A 19,571-nucleotide genomic window follows, 5' to 3' on the forward strand; every position below is an offset into this window, starting at 1 on the left:
TTCGTCGGAAGGCTTATGGACGGGAATATTTCGACGTGTGGTGCGTATGTTTCGAAATATTGTATACAAAAAATAAATCTATTGTGTTCTATTTGTTTGATCGAGCTTCTGATCAGACAGAGCCCCACGGCTTTCCCATAACAAGATAAGGACGGCACCCATGAGCGCTTTAACCTTGAAAGTCGCAGTCAACCTGGCCAGCCACGCCATCGCGGCAGGCCGCACCATTTCGGCGGCACCGCTGACCGTTGCGGTACTCGACAGCGGCGGGCATTTGATAACGTTGCAGCGCGAGGATGGCGCGAGCCTGCTGCGCCCGCAGATCGCGATTGGCAAGGCCTGGGGCGCGATAGCCCTGGGCAAGGGCTCGCGCTTGCTGGCGCTGGACGCACAGCAACGGCCGGCGTTTATTGCCGCGCTGAACAGCCTGGGGCAGGGCAGCGTGGTGCCGGCACCGGGCGGGGTGTTGATCCGGGATCAGGCGGGTGTGGTGCTGGGAGCGATCGGGATCAGCGGGGATACGTCGGATATTGACGAGCAGTGTGCGATCAGTGCGATCGAGGGGTTGGGGTTGTTGGCGGATGCGGGGGTTACTGCTTGATGTGAGGTGACTGGTCGGGCCTCTTCGCGAGCAAGCCCGCTCCCACATTTGACTGCATTCCAAGGCTGGAACTCGGTCAAATGTGGGAGCGGGCTTGCTCGCGAAAGGGGCGACTCGGTCCCGGACCTAAACCCAAACCCAAACCGCATCCCACAGCGGATAGTCGCCAATCCGCTCCACCAACCCTGCTCTTAATGGGTTGGCCACGACATACCGAGCCATCTTCACCAAGTCATCGTCCTTGCGCAGCGCACGATCATGAAAGCTGGTTTGCCATAGCCGCCCTTTGCGGCCCGTAGCGCCATTAACGGTTCGAGTGCTTTTGGACTTCACCTGGCACATCAGGTCTCCCAATGAGCCTTTTTGCAGCTCAATCAACCAGTGAAAGTGGTCGGGCATGACCACCCAGGCCAGGGAGTTCGCCAGCCCTTGATACTGGGCGAGCCGGAATTGCCAGACCACCAGGCGGCCGAGATAAAAATCACTGAATATCGGCGCGCGTTCGTGGGTGTTGGTGGTGATCAGGTAGATGCGGTTGGACTCGCTGAATCGCCCGATGCGCAGGCGATGTGAAGCAGCTGGATCAGGCATTCCTTTGCCTCTCTTCAGGTGGGGTTCTGAGAGGCTAGATCGGGGAATCTGGAGATGATGGTTTGGCTTTGTGCAGGATGTGTCTGGGAGGGCGCTTTCGCGAGCAAGCCCGCTCCCACATTGGATCTGCGGCGTTTAAACAATTTATGTCTGGCACAAATTCAAATGTGGGAGCGGGCTTGCTCGCGAATCTTGAAGACGCTGCGGTCTATCAGTCCCGCTCACACCCCTTCAACACCAACCGAATAATCGTCTGCGCCGCCGCCTCATAATCCGCTTCATCCAACTTCGCCTTCCCGGTCACCGCCGAAATCTGCCAGTCAAAATCCGCATACGTCTGCGTCGCCGCCCAAATGCTGAACATCAGGTGATGCGGATCAATCGGCGCAATCAGCCCACGGTCCACCCAGCTCTGGATGCAGTCGATGTTGTGCTTGGCCTGGGCATTCAGCTGTTCCACCTGCTCGGGGCTTAAATGCGGGGCGCCGTGCATGATCTCACTGGCAAACACTTTCGAGGCAAACGGCAAATCCCGGGAGATGCAGATCTTCGAGCGGATGTACCCGCTCAACACGGCCGAAGGGTCGCCATCAGGATTGAACGGTGTGGAGGCCGCCAGGATCGGCTCGATAATGCTTTCGAGCACCTCGCGATAGAGGTTGTCCTTGGACTTGAAGTAGTAGTAGACGTTGGGCTTGGGCAGCCCGGCCTTGGCGGCGATGTCGCTGGTTTTGGTCGCGGCGAAGCCCTTGTCGGCAAACTCCTCACTGGCAGCCCGCAGGATCAGTTCTTTGTTGCGCTCGCGAATGGTGCTCATAGACCAGGAGGTTCCTTGCCAAGACAGGCGGTCTGGCATGGTAGCACCGGCTTTGCGCAGGGCTCAAGAATCCCGCCGCAGCCCTTGCATGGCGGGGCGCCCAGCTGACTTTGTCTGTCTTGATGCTGAACGCATTCACGGTCGTACAGGCACAGCTCGAGCGCGCTGCTAGAGTTCAGGCAGCGAGCGGCCATTTAGCCTGGCCGCCGCTTCCTGTTTTCGGCGTTCGAGAGAGAAACCCGTGGAGAAAAGCAGACGACGTACGTTCGCCTGGGCCGTTGGCACGTTGTTACTGGTAGCGTTGTTGATTGCCCTGGGTTTGCACTTCTTTGCAGGCGGGCACAAAGGCCGGCCGGCCGTCACCGGCGAACCGGTGGCCGTGGTGCCGGTGGTGTTGCAGGACGTGCCGGTGTATATCGATGCCCTCGGCACCGTCACCCCCACCCGCAGTGTGACCGTGGTCACCCAGGTCGATGGCATCCTCAGCAGCGTGGAATTCAAGGAAGGCCAGCACGTCAGCAAGGGCCAGGTGATTGCGCGGATCGATGACCGTGCTCTCAAGGCCCAGCTGGCCGTGGCCAAGGGTACCCTGGCCCACGACCAGGCTGTGTTGAGCAATGCCCAGCGCGATCTGGTGCGCTACCGCGAACTGGTCAAGGCCGGTTCTACCAGCCAGCAAACCGTCGACACCCAGGCGTCCTTGGTCCAGCAACAACTGGGCACCGTGGCCGCCGACCAGGGCAATGTGCAGAACCTTGAAGTGCAGGTCGGCTACTGCACCATCACTTCGCCGGTCGACGGTGTGGTGGGCCTGCGCCTGGTCGACCCCGGCAATTACGTCACCACCACCAGCACCACCGGCATCGTGGTGATTACCCAGATGAACCCGGCCACCGTGGTGTTCGCGGTCCCCGAGGACGACTTGGGCGCTATTAACCAGGCCCTGGGCCGTGGCGCCGTGACGGTGCTGGCCTACGACCGCAACAAGAAAGCCCTGCTGGCCACCGGCAGCCTGTTGGCCCTGGACAACCAGGTAGACACCTCCACCGGCACCATCAAGGTCAAGGCGCAGTTCGATGATTCGGGCAGTGCGCTGTTCCCCAACCAGTTCGTCAATGCGCGCCTGAAGGCCGACACCCTGGCCCAGGTTGCCGTGGTGCCCACCCGGGCGATCCAGCATGGCAGCAAGGGCGATTTCGTGTTCGTGGTGAATGGCGACAAGGCCAGCCTGCGCAACATCAAGACCGGCCCATCGATGGGCGATGTGTCGGCGGTGCTCGAGAACGGCGTCAAGCCAGGCGAGCAGGTGATCACCGAAGGCGCCGACAAACTGGATGACGGTTCGGCGGTGAAGGTCGTCGCCCAGTGAGGAGCTGCCGAGCATGAACATTTCGCGGCCCTTTATCGAACGTCCCGTCGCCACCACCTTGATGATGGTCGCGGTGCTGTTGCTGGGGATGTTGGGGTATCACCTGTTGTCGGTGTCGGCGTTGCCTGAAGTCGACTACCCGACCATCCAGGTCTTCACCCAATACCCCGGCGCCAGCCCGGACGTGGTCAGCTCCTCGATCACCGCGCCGCTGGAGCGCCAGCTCGGCGAGATGCCGGGCCTCAAGTCGATGAACTCCACCAGCTCCGACGGCGCTTCGGTGGTGACCCTGCAATTCGACCTGTCGCTGTCCCTGGACGTGGCAGAGCAGGAAGTGCAGGCCGCGATCAACGCCGCCGGCACCTTCCTGCCGGCCAACCTGCCGTACCCACCGGTATACAGCAAGGTCAATCCGGCGGATGCGCCGGTGCTGACCCTGTCCCTGACCTCCGATGTGTTGCCGCTGACCAAGGTCGAGGACCTGGCGGATACACGGCTGGCGCAGAAGATCTCGCAGATCACTGGCGTCGGCCTGGTGACCATCAGCGGCGGTCAGCGCCCGGCGGTGCGGGTCGAGGCGAATACCTCGGCGCTCAATAGCCTCGGCCTGTCCATTGATGACCTGCGCACCTCCCTCGGCACGGCCAACGTCAACCAGGCCAAGGGCAATATCGACGGCAAGTTCCAGGCGTATTCGATTGGTGCCAACGACCAGCTGCAATCTGCCGAGGAATACCGCGACCTGGTGATCGCCTATAAAAATGGCGCGCCGATTCGCCTGTCGCAGATCGCCAGTTCCACCCAGGGCCCGGAGAACCCGCGTCAGGCTGCGTGGACCAACAGCACGCCGTCGATTGTGCTGAACATCCAGCGCCAGCCAGGCGCCAACGTGATCCAGGTGGTCGACCGCGTGCAGCAATTGCTGCCCAAGCTGCGGGCCAGTTTGCCGGGTACCTTGAAGGTCGATGTGCTGACCGACCGCACGCAAACCATCCGCGCCTCGGTCACCGATGTGCAGTACGAACTGGCGGTGGCGGTGCTGCTGGTGGTGATCGTGATTTTCATTTTCCTGCGCGACGTTGCGGCGACGGTTATTCCGGCAGTCACCGTGCCGCTGACGCTGGTGGGCACCCTGGCGGTGGCTTATGCGCTGGGCTTTTCCCTGAACAACCTGACACTGATGGCGCTGACTATCGCCATCGGATTCGTGGTGGACGACGCCATCGTGATGATCGAAAACATCACGCGCTATATCGAGGCGGGCGACTCGCCGCTGGAGGCGGCGCTCAAGGGGTCGGAGCAAATCGGCTTCACGATTATTTCGCTGTCGATTGCGCTGATTGCAGTGATGATCCCGCTGCTGTTCATGGGCGATGTGGTCGGCCGGCTGTTCCGCGAATTCGCCATGACCGTGGCCGTGACCATCGTTATCTCGGCGTTCATCTCCCTGACGCTCACGCCGATGATGTGCGCGCGGATGCTCAAGAATAAGCACCAGGAACGCCGCGCGGATTTCTTCGACCGCATCAACACCCACTACGTGCGTGGCCTTGACTGGGTGTTGGCGCACCGCACCTTGACCCTGATCTCGATAGCGCTCACCGCCGCGCTGACCCTGATGATTCTGGTGATCATGCCCAAGGGCTTTTTCCCCGACCAGGACACCGGCCTGATCCAGGGCATTTCCCAGGCGGCGCCGACGGTTTCGTTCCAGCAGATGCAGACCGAGCAACAGCGCCTGGCCGCGCGAATCCTCAAGGACCCGGCGGTGCAAAGCCTGTCGTCCTTCGTCGGTATCGACCAGACCAACCCGACCATCAACCAGGGCAACCTGCTGATCAACCTCAAGCCCCGCGGCGAGCGTGACAGCGCCACCGAGGTGATCCGCCGGCTCTCCGATGCCAACGCCGACGACGCCGGGATCCGCCTGTACCTGCACTCGGTACAGGACCTGACCCTCGACGCCACGGTGTCCACCACCAGCTACCGGCTGGGCCTGCAAGCCACCGATCCGGACGAGCTGGAAACGTGGACCACCAAGCTGCTGGCGGCGATCAAGCAAGACCCGATGTTCACCGACGTGCAAAGCCAGGCGATGCAATTCGGCAACCAGATCCAGCTGACCTTTGACCGCGCCACCGCCTCGCGCCTTGGTATCACGCCCCAGGCGATCGACGATGTGCTGTATGACGCCTTCGGCCAGCGCCAGGTCTCGACGATCTACACCCAGCTCAACCAGTACCACGTGGTGATCGCCACCGACCATCCGCCGCGCAACTTGCCGGACCTGCTCACCGGGTTGTACGTGGACATTCCCGGTGGCGGTGTGGCGCCGCTGTCGAGCATGGCGACCATGCAGGTGGTGCGTACGCCCGTGACCATCAACCGCCTGGGTCAGTTTCCGTATGCCGACGTGTCGTTCAACCTTGCTCCGGGCCAGACCCTTGGCACGGCTGTGACGCGGCTCAAGGACATCGAGGCCAAGGTCGGCTTGCCGCTGTCGGTGCAGGCCAACCTGGAAGGCGCGGCGGCGACGTTCGAACAGTCGCTGTCCAACCAGGTATTCCTGGTGGTGGCGGCGATTGTGGTGGTGTACCTGATGCTGGGGATTCTGTACGAAAGCTTCGTGCACCCGGTGACGATCCTTTCGACGCTGCTCTCGGCAGCGCTCGGGGCCTTGCTGGCACTGCTGGTGACCGGCACACAGTTCGACATTATCGGATTGATCGGCATTGTGCTGCTGATCGGCATCGTGATGAAAAACGGCATCATGATGGTCGACTTTGCCCTGGAGTTGTTACGCGAGGGCGGCCTGAGCCCCACGGCCGCGATCCGCCAGGCGGCAGAGTTGCGGTTCCGGCCGATCCTGATGACCAGCATGGCGTCGCTGTTCGGCGCGGTGCCGCTGGCGCTCGGTACGGGGATTGGTTCGGAGCTGCGTCACCCGCTGGGCATCGCGATTATCGGCGGGTTGTTGCTCAGTCAGTTGCTGACGCTGTTTTCCACGCCGGTGATCTTCCTCGCCATGCACGGCCTGGGGCAGCGCTTCAGCCGCCGCCCGGCTGAAGCGGTCTGATGGCAATGAACCTCAGCGCGCCGTTTGTTCGCCGCCCGATTGCAACCACCTTGATGGCGGCCGGCCTCGCGCTGTTTGGCGCGCTGGCCTTCATGCTGTTGCCGGTGGCGCCGTTGCCGGAGGTGGATTTCCCGACCATCAGCGTCAGCGCCTCGTTGCCCGGCGCCGATCCGACCACCGTCGCCAGTTCAGTGGCCACGCCCCTGGAGCGCCAGTTCGGGCAGATCGCCGGGGTCACGCAGATGACCTCATCCAGCAGCTTGGGCTCGGCGCGGATCATTTTGCAGTTCGACCTGAATCGCGACATCGACGGCGCCGCGCGGGATGTGCAGGCGGCGATCAATGCGGCCCGCAGCAACCTGCCCAGCGACCTGTCCGGCAACCCGACGTACCGCAAGGTCAACCCGGCGGATTCGCCGATTCTGATCATCAGCCTGACCTCCGACAGCGCCACGCCGGGGCAGATGTATGACGTGGCCTCGACCCTGTTGGAGCAAAAGTTGTTGCAGACCACCGGGGTCGGTGACGTGACGGTGGGCGGCGGGGCGCTGCCGGCGGTGCGGGTGGAATTGAACCCCGATCGGCTCAACCAGTACGGCGTCAGCCTGGAGCAGGTGCGCCAGGTGATCAACGCCTCCAACGTCAACTTGCCCAAGGGCAACGTGGCCATCGGCGACCGTAACTACGGCATTGCGGCGAATGACCAGTTGCTCGATGAAAAGGACTACGGGCCGCTGGTGGTCAAGGCCCACAACGGCGACCTGATCCATATCGCCGACCTGGGCTACGTGCGCGAAGACGTGCAGGACCTGCGCAACTTCGGCCTGTCCAACGGCAAGCCGGCAGTATTGCTGGTGGTGTTCAAGCAGCCGGGCGCCAATGTGATCGAGACGGTGGACGCGGTGAAAGCCTCGCTGCCGTTCCTGCAAAGCTCGATTCCGGCGACGATCAAGCTCAACCTGCTGATGGACCGCACCACCACCATTCGCGCCTCGTTGCATGACGTCGAGATCACGTTGCTGGTGTCGATCCTGCTGGTGACCCTGGTGACCTTCGGCTTCTTCCGCGACTGGCGCAGCACCCTGGTGCCGGCGATTGTGGTGCCGCTGTCGCTGCTCGGCACCTTCGGCGCGATGTACTTCCTCGGCTACAGCCTGAACAACCTGTCACTCATGGCGCTGACGATTTCCACCGGCTTTGTGGTGGACGATGCGATTGTGGTGGTGGAAAACATCATGCGCCACCTGGAGCGCGGCAAGACCCGGGTGGAAGCGGCGCTGGCCGGTGCCCAGGAAGTCGGCTTCACGGTACTGACCATCAGCGTGTCGCTGGTGGCGGTGTTTATTCCGCTGCTGCTGATGGGCGGGATTGTCGGGCGGCTGTTCCGCGAGTTTTCGGTATCGTTGTCGGTGGCCATCGTGATCTCGATGCTGATCTCGCTGACGGTTACACCGATGCTCGCCAGCGTGCTGCTGCGCGCGCCGAAAGCGATTCATGAAGGCAATGAACACCCGGACTCGCGCTTTCACCGCTTCTACGATCGCACCCTCGGTTGGGTGATCGACCATACGGTGCTGATGGGTTTTGTGACGGTGTTGGTGATCGTGCTCGCCGGCGTGTTGTACGTGCTGGTGCCCAAGGGTTTTTTCCCCCAGGAAGACACCGGGCGCTTGCAGGGCAGCATCCTGGCGAACCAGAGCATTTCCTATGGGGCGATGCAGAAGGACTTCACCGAGATCAACCGCAAGGTGATGAAAAACCCGAACGTCGAAACCGTCGCCGGGTTTGTCGGCGGTGGCGGAGGGGGCGGCGGGGCGGTCAACAGCGCGCAGATGTTTGTATTGCTCAAGCCCCTGGGCGAGCGCAAGGACAACGCCACCGAAATCATCGGCCAGATCCGCCGCAGCCTCGGCGACTTGCCGGGCACCAAGCTGTATTTGCAGTCGGCCCAGGACATCACCGTGGGTGGCCGGCAAAGTGGCGCGCAATACCAATACACCCTGACCGCCGATGACCAGGAGTCGCTGGACGAATGGGTGCCCAAGGTGGTGGCGGTGCTGCGCAAATTGCCGCAACTCACCGACCTCAATACCGACCAGCAAGACAACAGCTTGCTGGCCAATGTGCAAATCAACCGGGACACGGCGGCGCGCCTCGGGGTGAGTGTCTCGGCGGTCGACCAGACGCTGTACGACGCCTTTGGCCAGCGCCAGGTCGCGACCCTGTATCGCGCGGCCAACCAGTACCACGTGGTGATGGAAATCGCGCCGGAATACTGGACCGACCCTTCCGCGCTCAAGGGCATTTATGTGCCGACGGGCATCCAGGCCACGACCACCAAGGGCACCACGGCGGCGCCCAACCTGACCACCGGGCAGACCCTGGTGCCACTCTCGGCACTGGCGGATAACACGGTGGCGCGCACCGCAATTTCCATCAGTCACCAGGGCACGTTCCCGGCGGTGACAGTCTCGTTCAACCTGGCGCCCGGCACGTCCATCGGCCAGGCCACGGCGATGGTGGACGATGCGGTGAAGCAGCTGCGCATGCCCGCCAGTGTGGTCGGCCAGTTTGCCGGTACGGCCCAGGTGTTCCAGTCGTCGGTGGCCAGTGAGCCGCTGCTGATCGTCGCTGCGTTGCTGTGCGTGTATATCGTGCTGGGCATCCTCTACGAAAACCTGACGCACCCGCTGACCATTCTTTCGACCTTGCCCTCGGCCGGCGTCGGTGCGTTGATCGCCTTGCTGCTGACCGGCACCGAGCTGTCGATCATTGCGCTGGTGGGGGTGATTCTGTTGATTGGTATCGTGAAGAAAAACGCGATCATGATGATCGACTTCGCGATCACCGAGCGGCGGGAGTTCGGCCTAACGGCCAAGGAAGCGATTCGCCGGGCGTGCCTGATCCGTTTCCGGCCGATCATGATGACCACCCTGGCGGCGATCCTTGGCGCGCTGCCGCTGGTGCTCGGCACCGGTTATGGCTCTGAGTTGCGCCGGCCGTTGGGGATTTCGATTATTGGTGGCCTGCTGTTCAGCCAGGTGCTGACGCTGTACACCACCCCGGTGATCTACCTGTGGCTCGACCGGGCGTCACAGCGCCTGGGTCGGCGTAAGGAAGCAAGGTTATGAACGTGAAATACAGCGTGCTTTGCATCAGCCTGCTGCTCGGCGGCTGCATGGTCGGGCCCGATTACCAGAAGCCCGCCATGGAGCTGCCGCAGTCATTCAAGGAAGGCGCGCAGTGGCAGCGTGCGGCGGCCAACCCCCAGGGGGCCATGGACAGCCAGTGGTGGCTGGCCTATCAGGACCCGGTGTTGAACGACCTGGTGGCGCGCTCGGCCAAGGCCAACCAGTCGATCATCGCGGCGGAGGCGGCTTATCGTCTGGCCCAGGCGCAGGTGGCGTCCAGCCGGGCAGGGTTGTGGCCCACCGTTGGCGTAGGGTTGTCGGGTTCGCGGGGAACGGCAGGCAGTGGTAGCGGCACGTCCACCACCGGTACCACGGCGGGCGGCGTGCAGAACAGTGTCAGCGCAACCTTGACCGCCAGTTGGGAGCCGGACCTGTGGGGCCTGGTGCGGCGCGGGATAGAGTCCAGCCAGGCGACGGCCCAGCAATCGGATGCGTTGCTGGCCGGGGTGCGGCTGTCCATCAGTTCCAGCGTGGCGAGTAACTACCTCGCCCTGCGGCAGATGGACATCGACGTGCGCCTGTTGCAGCAACAACAGAAGATCAACCAGCAACTGCTGGACATGATCCAGGTGCAGTTCACCCAGGGCGTCGCCACCAACGACCAGTTGCTGGTGGCTCAGGACCAGTTGACCACCTCGATTGCCGACTTGCAGACCTCCCTGCGCGACCGCGAGCAATACGAACACGCGCTGGCCGTGCTGGTGGGCGTGGCGCCGAGTGAATTCAGCGTGGCGGTGCGCAATGACTACAGCTTCGTGGTCCCGCGGCCACCGTTGACCTTGCCGTCGACCCTGCTGCAACGGCGTCCCGATGTGGTGGCGGCGGAGCGCTCGGCAGCGGCGGCCAACGCGAAAATCGGCGTGGCTGAAGCCGCATTCTTCCCGACCCTGGATCTTACTGCCGAGGCCGGTTACCGCGGCAGTGCGTTGGGCGGGTTGTTCTCCCTGCCCAATCGCATCTGGACGTTGGGGCCGGCGCTGGCGGAAACCCTGTTCGATGGCGGCGCCCGCGAAGCGGCGGTCAAGCAGGCCGAGGCCAGCTATGACCAGATCGCCGCGACCTACAAGGGCACCGTGCTCAGCGCCTTGCAGAACGTTGAAGACAACCTGTCGGCAATCAACCACCTGCAAACCCAGGCCGATGCGTTCCAGCAGGTGTACCAGCGTAATCAGCAACTGTTCGGCAGCCAGGAAGCACAGTTGCGCGCCGGCACCGTGAGCCAGGAGGCCGTGCTGACCCAGCAACTGGTGTTGCTGCAAGCCGAGCAGAATCTTCGCGACACCCAGGGCCAGCTCAGCCAGGGCAGTGTGGCGCTGATCCAGAGCCTTGGCGGGGGCTGGCAAACGCCTGCGCGCTGAACGGCTCGCTAACCCGGTGTGCGCCGCGTTATTCTCGGCGCACTTTGAATCACGGGAAGCCCGAGCCATGGCAGGAAGCAGTTTGCTGGTATTGATCGACGACATCGCCGCGGTGCTCGACGATGTGGCGTTGATGACCAAGATGGCCGCGAAGAAAACCGCCGGCGTGCTGGGGGACGACCTGGCGCTGAATGCCCAGCAAGTCTCCGGGGTGCGCGCCGAGCGGGAAATTCCGGTGGTGTGGGCGGTGGCCAAGGGCTCGTTCGTCAACAAGCTGATTTTGGTGCCGGCTGCGCTGCTGATCAGCGCGTTTGCGCCGTGGGCGGTCACGCCGTTGTTGATGCTGGGCGGCGCTTACCTGTGTTTTGAAGGTTTCGAAAAACTCGCCCATAGCTTCTTCCACAAACGCACCGAAGAGCAGGCGCACCTGGTGGAAGCCGTGGCGGATCCGGCCACGGACCTGGTGGCCTTCGAGAAGGACAAGATCAAGGGCGCGATCCGTACCGACTTCATCCTCTCCGCCGAAATCATCGCCATCACCCTCGGTACCGTGGCCGATGCACCGCTGATGCAGCAAGTGATCGTGTTGTCGGGTATCGCCATCGTCATGACCATCGGCGTCTACGGCTTGGTGGCCGGTATCGTCAAACTCGATGACCTGGGCCTGTGGCTCACCCAGAAGCCCGGCCAGGCGGCGCGCAGCATTGGCGGGGCGATCCTGCGGGCGGCGCCGTACATGATGAAAAGCCTGTCGGTGATCGGTACGGCGGCGATGTTCATGGTCGGCGGTGGCATCCTGACCCATGGTGTGCCGGTGGTGCATCACTGGATCGAGACCGTGAGCCAGAGTACTGGCGGCCTGGCGTGGTTGATGCCGACGTTGCTCAATGCCGTGGCGGGGATCATTGCCGGGGCCGTGGTGTTGGCGGTGGTCAGCGTGCTGGGTAACCTCTGGAAGCGTGTGAGGGCATAGGCATTTGATCGAGCGACGGCAATTCAGCGGGGGCATGAAAGGCAAGAACCTCCGCTACCTGAATGAAAATCCCGGCGAGGCCCGTCAGACGGTGCGTGCGGGATTTGTGTTGCTCGAACATTTCTCGCTGCCGGCGTTTACCCAGGCGCTGGATACGCTGATCACCGCCAACCTGCTGCGGCCCGCTTCTTTTTCTACCTCGACCTTCGGCTTGCGGGAAGGCGAGGTGATCAGTGACCTGGGGCTGGTGATCCGGCCCGATGCGCGGCTTGAGTCTTCGCTGCTTAAAGAGTTGGACCTGTTGGTGATATGCGGTGGCTATCGCACTGAACTGAAGGCTGCGGAGGAGTTTATCCACCTGCTGAAAAGCGCCTCGGAGCAGGGTGTGAGCCTGGCCGGTTTGTGGAATGGTGCGTGGTTCCTGGGGCGTGCGGGATTGCTGGGCGGCTACCGCTGCGCCGTGCACCCGGAACATCGCCCGGCCCTCGCTGATTTCTGCAAGGCGACGCAGGTCAGCAGCGAACCCTATGTGATTGATCGCGACCGGCTGACGGCATCGAGCCCTTCCGGTGCGTTTCATATGGCGCTGGACTGGATCAAGGGGCAGTACGGCAAAGCGCTTGTGGAGGGGATCGAGGACATCCTGGCGTTTGAGGAGTCGCGCTACCGGCGGGTGAAACCCACGGAAAACGTGTGCTTGAGCGCGCCCCTGCGCGAGGTGGTCAACCTGATGGACGCCAACCTCGAAGAGCCTCTGGAGCTTGAGCAACTGGCCGTTTATGCGGGCCGTTCCCGACGCCAGTTGGAGCGTTTGTTCAAGGAGCAGCTTGGCACCACGCCCCAGCGTTATTACCTGGAACTGCGCATCACCGAGGCCCGTCGGCTGCTGCAACACACCGAGCTGTCCCAGGTGGATGTGCTGGTGGCCTGCGGGTTTGTCTCGCCGAGCCATTTCAGCAAGTGCTACAGCGCCTACTTTGGCTACAGGCCATCCAAGGAAAAGCGCCTGGTCAAATAGCCTGAGATTGGCATTCGCCACAAATATAGATACGATGCTAATCATTAGCTTGCTATCTATATGTAGGTTTAATGAAATCCTCCACCTTCCAGCTCCCTGATTTCTGGCAGGCGACGTTGACCCCGTCCCGTAGCGATCTGCTGTTTGCCTTGCGCAACATGATCGCCGGCGGGGTCGCGTTGTACCTGGCCTTCTGTTTTGACTTGCAGCAACCGCAATGGGCCCTGACCACCGTATTTATCGTGGGCCAGTCCACCAGCGGCATGGTCCTGGCCAAAGGCGCCTATCGGCTGGTGGGTACGTTTGTCGGGGCCATGGTTTCCATCGCGATGATCGGCGTGTTTGGCCAGGCGCCGTTGTTGTTCCTGCTGTGCATGGCGCTGTGGCTGGCGTTTTGTACCACGGGGGCATCCTTGCTGCGCAATCATGCGTCCTATGGGTTTGTGCTGGCGGGTTACACCACGGCGATTATTGCGCTACCCGCTACGGCGGCACCGCTGGGAGTGTTCGATGAGGCGGTGGCACGCTGCCAGGAGATCAGCCTGGGGATTCTTTGTGTCTCCATCGCCAGTACGATTCTGTGGCCGCGCCGGGTCGAGCAGGTGCTGGCGGTTCAGGCGCGCGCCGCCTGGCAGGCCGGGGTGCGGGCTGCCGCTTCGGAGCTGTTGGGTACCGACCAGCGTAAAGGCTTGCTCGAAGCATTGAGCCGCCTGGTGGCGGTGGACAGCCAGCGCGACCATGCCTGGTTTGAAGGGCCCAAGGGCCGGCGCCGCTCCCAGGCCTTGCGGGTGCTCAGCCGTGATCTGCTTAGCCTGCTGCGGGCGGCGCGGGGCGTGGCGCGCCAGCGGATGATGCTCGATGAAACGGCGGCGGTCGGGCCACTGATTGAAGCGGTGGCTTTGGCGTTGCAGCAGGAGCGCCTTGATGAGCTGCCCGGGTTGTCACAACGGCTTGGCCTGGCGTTGCAGGATCCGCATCTTGGCCAGGAGGCGCACTTTTGCCTGGTGCAACTGGCGCAGGTGTTGCGCTTGATTGAGCTGGGTGCATTGACGCTGTCGGCGGTCGAGCAGGGCAGGGTGCCGCCCGGCGCACCGGGGGCGATGTCCTGGCACCGGGATATCGAGCAGGGGGTGCTTGGCGGGCTGCGCAGTGCGTTGGCGTTTCTGGCGGTCGCGGCGTTTTGGATCTTTACGGCATGGCCTTCGGGTTTGGGCGCGGTATCGATTTGTGGCGTGGTGTTGAGCCTGTTTGCAGCGCGGGAAAACCCGTCGGCTTCCAGCCTTAACTTCCTCAAGGGCATAGCGCTGTCGATCCCGGTGGCCGGTTTTGTGTGCTTCGTGCTGTTGCCCGGCTTCGATGGCTTTCCCTTGTTATGCCTGGCGTTGGGAGTGCCGCTGTTTTTCGCCTCGTTGTGCATGAGCCGCCTCAAGCTGGCGGCCACGGCCTCGGCGTTCTGCATCTTTTTCGTCAACAACGTCGGGCCCAGCAATGTGATGACCTATGACTTCGCCGCGTTCCTCAACAAGGCCATCGCGACGCTGGTGGGTGTCGGGATTGCCGTGGTGGTGTTTCGGCTGATCCAACTCAATCCCGGCGAGCATCACTATCGGCGGATGTTCAAGGCGTCGCTGTTCGACCTGGCGCAATTGACTTCCCGTCCCCTGGAGCAGGCTGAAAGCTGGTTTGGCGGGCGCATGGCGGACCGGCTGATTCGCCTGTCGCGCTACAGCGAAACCTTGCCTGCCGATCGCCGTGTCCACTGGGATAACGGATTGCTGGGGCTGGACCTGGGGGACGAGTTGCTGGAGTTGCGCGCCTGCCTGGCGGACAGCCGGGGTGCGTTGGCGATTGAGCGCGATCGCTATTTGCGGGCATTGGAGTCGGTGTTGGAGGAGGGTGGACCGAGCGTGGCGAATGAGTCGCTGATGGATGCGGCCAGCGTTGCGATGCTTGAAGCGCTTGAACAGCCTTCGGGATTGGCGGAGCAGGATCGGGAAATGGCCAGGGCGGCGGTACTGCAATTGCGGTTTACGTGGCGTAAGTGGTGTCGGCGGGGGGTGTAGGCGCTGGCAAGCCAGCGCCTACACGGGGCATTACTCGGCGATCTGCAACTTGCGCGCCTCGGTGTACACGTAGCGCACCTTTTCATACTCGAACGGCGAGTTCATCTGACCGTAGCGGAAGCTGGTCTGGTAGCGCTTGTCGACGGCGCGCAGGGCCCAGATTTCCGGGTGGTTTTCGCTGACCTTGGACACGTTCAGGAAGTTGATCTCGGTCTCGGCGCCGTAGTCCACCAGCAGGCCGGTGGTATCCCGCAGGTTCGACGGACCAAACAGCGGCAGCACCAGGTAGGCGCCGCCCGGTACACCGTAGAAGCCCAGGGTCTGGCCGAAGTCTTCGCTCTGGCGCGGCAGGCCCATGGCGGTGGCCGGGTCCCACAGGCCGGCGATGCCGATGGTGGTGTTGAGCAGCAGGCGGCCGGTGGTTTCCAGGGAACGATGGCCCTTGAGCTGCAGCAGGCTGTTCAACAGGTTGGGCACATCCCCGAGGTTGTTGAAGAAGTTGCTGACGCCGGTACGCAGGAAGCTTGGGGTGACATAGCGGTAACCGTCCACCACCGGCAGGAACACCCACTGGTCGAAGCGGTAGTTGAAGTGGTAGACCCGGCGGTTCCACGACTCCAGCGGGTCGTAGACATTCAGCGCGTTGACCGACGAGCGCTCGAACTCACGCTGGTCCAGGCCAGGGTTGAACTTGAGGTGGCTCAGGGGCTCCTTGAAGCCGTCGGAGTCCACTACGGTCGGCGTGTGGGCCTTGCTGTTGTCGGCATTGGCCACGCCCGCGCACATCAGGGCGGCGAGCAGCAGAAGATATTTAGCCACGGAAGAACTCCAGCATGGCGTCGGCGTTGACGCGGTAGTTGAGGTTGCCGCAATGGCCGCCCAGGGGGTAGACGGTCAAGCGATCGCCGAAGGTTTTACGCAGGAAGCCAAGGTCGCCAGGGCCCAGGATCACGTCGTCGGCGTTGTGCATGACGGCGATTTTCGGGCTGTCGTGCAGGTAGTCCTTGAGGGCATACAGGCTGACCTGGTCAACCAGTTGCAGCAGGCTGCCGCCGTCGGAACGGGCGCGCCACATCGGGATCACCTGTTCGGTGAGGTAGCAGTCGAAGTCGCACTGCAGCGCACGCTTGAGGAACGGCGTGAGGCTGGTGCCTTCGCTGATCGGGTACTTGGGCGGGATGATCAGGCCGCGACGGTTGATCAGGTCCGAGGTGAAGGCAATGTCGGCCGCCGAGAAGCGGAATGAAGTGCCGATCAGCATCGCCATCTGTTCGTTGGTCAGGTGTTCCTTGGAGTTCTGGAAGTCGTACAGCAGGGCATCGTTGAGGTCGATGTAGCCCTTTTGCTGGAAGTAGCGGGTCAGTTTGTTCAACACCAGCTCATAGAAGGTGGTGCTGTTGTTGATGCCCTTGACCTCGGTCTGCACCAGCTTGTCGAGGTTGGTGATCGAGGTATAGAGGTTGACCGGCGGGTTCAGCAGCAGGACTTTCTTGAAGTTGAAGCTGCGACGGGTTTCGTCCAGCTTGCTGACAAAGGCTGCGTCGAGGGCGCCGAGGCTGTAGCCGGTGAGGTAGAAGTCGGTCACGGGCAGCGTCGGGTTTTGCGCGCGTACGGCCTGCATCACGCGGTACATGTCTTCGGCGTCTTCCTGGCTGATGCCGGGAGTGGCGAAGCGCGAGGCGGCGGCGATGAAGTCGAAGCTGGTGGGGGACGACAGCTGGACGACGTGGTAACCGGCCTTGTAGTAGAGCTTTTTCAGGTATTCGTTGATGGTGCTGTCAAAGCGTGCGCCGGTGCCGGCGATCAGGAAGATCAGCGGTGCGGCACGGTCCTGCTTGGCGATGCGGTAGGTGAGTTTCTTCACCGCCCAGAAGTTGTCAGGCAGGCTGAACTCGCGCTCGGGACGCATCGTCAGGGTGTAGTCGGACTGATTGATTTGATCGTCCGATGGCAGTTCCGGCCGCAGGTTCGGCGGGGTGGTGGCGATGGTCGCTTCAAACGGGTTGGTCAAAGGGTAGCCATAGCTGGCCTGGTCGATATCGACCGCCAGTGCTGACGCACTCAGAAAAAGGCTGCCCAACAGGGCCGCACAGCGCAAGGAACGGAGCATGACTAAATCCCTAAGAGGAAAACGTGCTGAAGTGGAGTTCGCAGGCTATGACCACCGCGTTGCTGCCGAAGTGCCAGCCTTCGGCACTAAAAGTCGGAAAAAACGTCGGAATCGGGGTAATAGTAGCGAGACGATACACTTTGGCACGCCTTAATGAACACTTATCTGTTTGCAAAACTTGCCAACGGCCACCGGGGGATTAAGCTGGGCGCCGTTTTCGCCTATCGGAGTGCCCCATGTCCCGCCGTTTTCCGCTGATCCTGTTGCTTATTGCCCTGCCGCTTTGGCTGGCCGCCAGTTATGGCGCGCGTTACGGATTCATGGAGGATGGCCGTTGGGTGGGCATTTGCGCTGACGAAGCCAGCCGCTGGGAATGCCAGGTGCGTTCCAACCTGGGGTTGATGATTCACTTCAAGGTGCTGGGCTGGGCGGCGCTGGTCACGGCGGTGCTGGCGTTTTTCGTGCCGGGCCGGGCCGGGTGGGGTTTGGCGGTGTTGGCGCTGGTGTTCGGGTTTCCGGCGTTGGCGTTGTACAACACGACCTTTGCGGTGTTTGCGGTGGTGATTGCGGGGTTGCGGTTGGTCCGTAAGCCTCGCGTTGCCTGACAGGGCCTCTTCGCGAGCAAGCCCGCTCCCACATTTGACCGAGTACATCCCTTGGAATGCGGTCGAGTGTGGGAGCGGGCTTGCTCGCGAAAGCGGTCTTAAGCCTTGCGCACCCGTAAGCAACGCCACAAGGCTACGACCATGAGCAGGCTCACCACCGCCCAACCCCACGCCTGCTGGTTCATCAACCCTTCACGGAACAACTGCGGCGCAATACCGGCACCGATGATGAACGCCAGCAATGCAATCTCCCGCCGCAGCCCGCTCACCGGACGCACCAGGTACACCAGCGCCGGCAGCACCAGCGCGGCACTCGGGAAGCTGCGGTAACGCGGGTCAAATACCAGCGCCAGCATCATGACCGCACCGGCAAACCCGGCGATTGCCACCAGCCAGCCAGCGCGCTGCTCCAGCCAGTTGAAGGCGCGTTCGCGCCAACCTTCTCGCGTACTCAACGCCAGGGCGGCGTGAGCCAGTACCGCAAGGTTCAAGGCCACCAGCAATCCAGCCCACACCCACTCATCCGTGAAGCGCGCGGTGACCCGGTTCAACTCGGCCCAGGTGCCGATCGAGCAGGCCGCCACGGCGCCCAGCAATGGCAACAACAACGCAGCCCGGGTCGTGCGCACGCGGCCACCCAGCAGCAGCGTGCCCAGCAGGATGATCCCGCCAACCCCCAGCCACAGCGGCCAGTACGGCACATTGGTCACCGGGCCGGCGAGCACGCCCTTGTCCTGGCGGTCCGCATCAAACAGGCCCCAGTAACCCCCCACCGCCCCTTCACTGGCACGTTTCCACGGCTGGTCAAAGGCTTCGATCAGGTTGTAGTGCCAGCCATTGGCTTCGGCCATGGCCACGAACCCGCGCATGAATTTCGCTTCGTTGACCCGGCTCGGCACCGCCGTTTCCCGCTGGCGGCCTTCGCTCGGCCAGCCGGTCTCGCCGATCATCACGTCCTTGGGGGCGAACTTGTTGCCGAAGGTCTGGCGCACATCGCCCACGTGCTTGAGCGCCTGGTCGATGCCCGAGGGGTCATCTTCCCAGTAAGGCAGCAGGTGGATGGTCAGGAAGTCCACGGCCGGGGCGATTTCCGGGTGTTGCAGCCAGAACTCCCACACATCGGCGTAGGTGACCGGTTGCTTGATATGGTCCTTGACGTGATGGATCAGCTTGACCAACTGCGCGGCAGTGACTTCCTTGCGCAGCAGGGTTTCGTTGCCGACGATCACCGAGGTGACGACGTCGGGGTTGGCATTGGCCGAAGCGATCAGTGCCTCGACTTCCTTGGCGGTGGCCACCGGATCACTGCTGACCCATGCGCCGCTCATCAGCTTCAGGCCGTGTTTGCGTGCCAGTGCCGGCAAGTCTTCAAGGCCGGTCTGGGAGTAGGTGCGTATGCATTCGAAACGGGTGGCCAGCAACGCCAGGTCGGCGTCCATGCGCTCGGGGCGCAGTTTGAACGGCTGGTCGAACGGCGACTGGTCTTTGTCGAAGGGCGTGTAGGACGCACATTGCAGCTTGTGGCTGGCGCTGGCCACGTCCGGCAGCACCACCGGTTGGCCAAGGCCGTACCAATAGCCGCCGAGGGCCAGCACACCGAGGATCAGGGCAAATAAATAGGGCAGGAGCGGGAAACGTGCAGTCGCGGGCATGATCAGGCCGTCTGGGGGCAAAGGCGCGCATCTTACCCGGATTTGAGCCGTCCCAGTGGGGCCGCATAATTTTGACATGCAAAGTTCGGGCGGGATCGTCGGTGAATGTCCTACAAATCATCCTGCTGGCAATGTGATGTCGTTTCT

General features: G+C 62.5%; 14 protein-coding genes. 9 read left to right on the plus strand and 5 right to left on the minus strand.

Annotated features, from left to right (window positions below):
• Positions 1–160: 160 nt before the first annotated feature.
• Entirely contained in the window at positions 161–601 is a 441-nt protein-coding gene (locus ACIOMR_RS05750; RefSeq protein ID WP_003210592.1) for a heme-binding protein, read from the plus strand.
• Between the two features lie 126 nt (positions 602–727).
• Here the strand turns inward: ACIOMR_RS05750 and ACIOMR_RS05755 are convergent, their stop codons facing one another.
• On the minus strand, positions 728–1,192 hold the full coding sequence (locus ACIOMR_RS05755; RefSeq protein WP_401192793.1) for an REP-associated tyrosine transposase: 465 nt from the start codon (positions 1,190–1,192) through the stop codon (positions 728–730).
• A gap of 211 nt (positions 1,193–1,403) precedes the next feature.
• Positions 1,404–2,009: a TetR/AcrR family transcriptional regulator gene (locus tag ACIOMR_RS05760; RefSeq protein ID WP_003210590.1), complete on the minus strand. Its 606-nt coding sequence runs from the start codon at positions 2,007–2,009 to the stop codon at positions 1,404–1,406.
• Positions 2,010–2,250: 241 nt separating this feature from the next.
• Between ACIOMR_RS05760 and ACIOMR_RS05765 the strand changes: the two genes are divergently transcribed.
• The 7 genes from ACIOMR_RS05765 to ACIOMR_RS05795 all read left to right on the plus strand — a co-directional run bounded on the left by ACIOMR_RS05765 (position 2,251) and on the right by ACIOMR_RS05795 (position 15,057).
• The gene (locus ACIOMR_RS05765; RefSeq protein ID WP_008433882.1) at positions 2,251–3,378 is read left to right on the plus strand and encodes an efflux RND transporter periplasmic adaptor subunit; all 1,128 of its coding nucleotides are present in this window, start codon (positions 2,251–2,253) and stop codon (positions 3,376–3,378) included.
• 13 nt (positions 3,379–3,391) lie between these two features.
• Entirely contained in the window at positions 3,392–6,454 is a 3,063-nt protein-coding gene (locus ACIOMR_RS05770; RefSeq protein WP_177027733.1) for an efflux RND transporter permease subunit, read from the plus strand.
• A gap of 5 nt (positions 6,455–6,459) precedes the next feature.
• Positions 6,460–9,585, plus strand: coding sequence for an efflux RND transporter permease subunit (locus tag ACIOMR_RS05775; protein ID WP_177027746.1), 3,126 nt, complete (start codon positions 6,460–6,462; stop codon positions 9,583–9,585).
• Positions 9,582–11,003, plus strand: a complete 1,422-nt coding sequence (locus ACIOMR_RS05780; RefSeq protein WP_177019607.1) for an efflux transporter outer membrane subunit — start codon at positions 9,582–9,584, stop codon at positions 11,001–11,003. Before ACIOMR_RS05775 ends, ACIOMR_RS05780 begins: the two co-directional genes overlap by 4 nt.
• A gap of 67 nt (positions 11,004–11,070) precedes the next feature.
• Positions 11,071–11,976 carry a DUF808 domain-containing protein gene (locus ACIOMR_RS05785; protein ID WP_177019608.1) on the plus strand — a complete coding sequence of 302 codons (906 nt, stop codon included), beginning with the start codon at positions 11,071–11,073 and terminating at the stop codon, positions 11,974–11,976.
• Positions 11,977–12,010: 34 nt separating this feature from the next.
• Entirely contained in the window at positions 12,011–12,994 is a 984-nt protein-coding gene (locus ACIOMR_RS05790) for a GlxA family transcriptional regulator (protein ID WP_177027734.1), read from the plus strand.
• Positions 12,995–13,065: 71 nt separating this feature from the next.
• Positions 13,066–15,057 carry an FUSC family protein gene (locus tag ACIOMR_RS05795; RefSeq protein WP_401192800.1) on the plus strand — a complete coding sequence of 664 codons (1,992 nt, stop codon included), beginning with the start codon at positions 13,066–13,068 and terminating at the stop codon, positions 15,055–15,057.
• Positions 15,058–15,087: 30 nt separating this feature from the next.
• Here ACIOMR_RS05795 and ACIOMR_RS05800 read toward each other — a convergent pair whose 3' ends face one another.
• Positions 15,088–15,876, minus strand: a complete 789-nt coding sequence (locus ACIOMR_RS05800) for a VacJ family lipoprotein (protein WP_003210582.1) — start codon at positions 15,874–15,876, stop codon at positions 15,088–15,090.
• Entirely contained in the window at positions 15,869–17,167 is a 1,299-nt protein-coding gene (locus ACIOMR_RS05805) for a hypothetical protein (protein WP_003210581.1), read from the minus strand. The genes ACIOMR_RS05800 and ACIOMR_RS05805 overlap by 8 nt, the downstream gene beginning before the upstream one ends.
• A 236-nt stretch (positions 17,168–17,403) precedes the next feature.
• Between ACIOMR_RS05805 and ACIOMR_RS05810 the strand changes: the two genes are divergently transcribed.
• Positions 17,404–17,772: a hypothetical protein gene (locus ACIOMR_RS05810; RefSeq protein ID WP_003210580.1), complete on the plus strand. Its 369-nt coding sequence runs from the start codon at positions 17,404–17,406 to the stop codon at positions 17,770–17,772.
• 98 nt (positions 17,773–17,870) lie between these two features.
• On the opposite strand, the gene ACIOMR_RS05815 is transcribed toward ACIOMR_RS05810, so the two are convergent.
• The gene (locus ACIOMR_RS05815) at positions 17,871–19,424 is read right to left on the minus strand and encodes a glycosyl hydrolase family 17 protein (RefSeq protein ID WP_401192805.1); all 1,554 of its coding nucleotides are present in this window, start codon (positions 19,422–19,424) and stop codon (positions 17,871–17,873) included.
• Between the last annotated feature and the right edge of the window lie 147 nt (positions 19,425–19,571).

The organism is Pseudomonas sp. NPDC087814, assembly GCF_044742865.1.
Taxonomy (GTDB): domain Bacteria; phylum Pseudomonadota; class Gammaproteobacteria; order Pseudomonadales; family Pseudomonadaceae; genus Aquipseudomonas.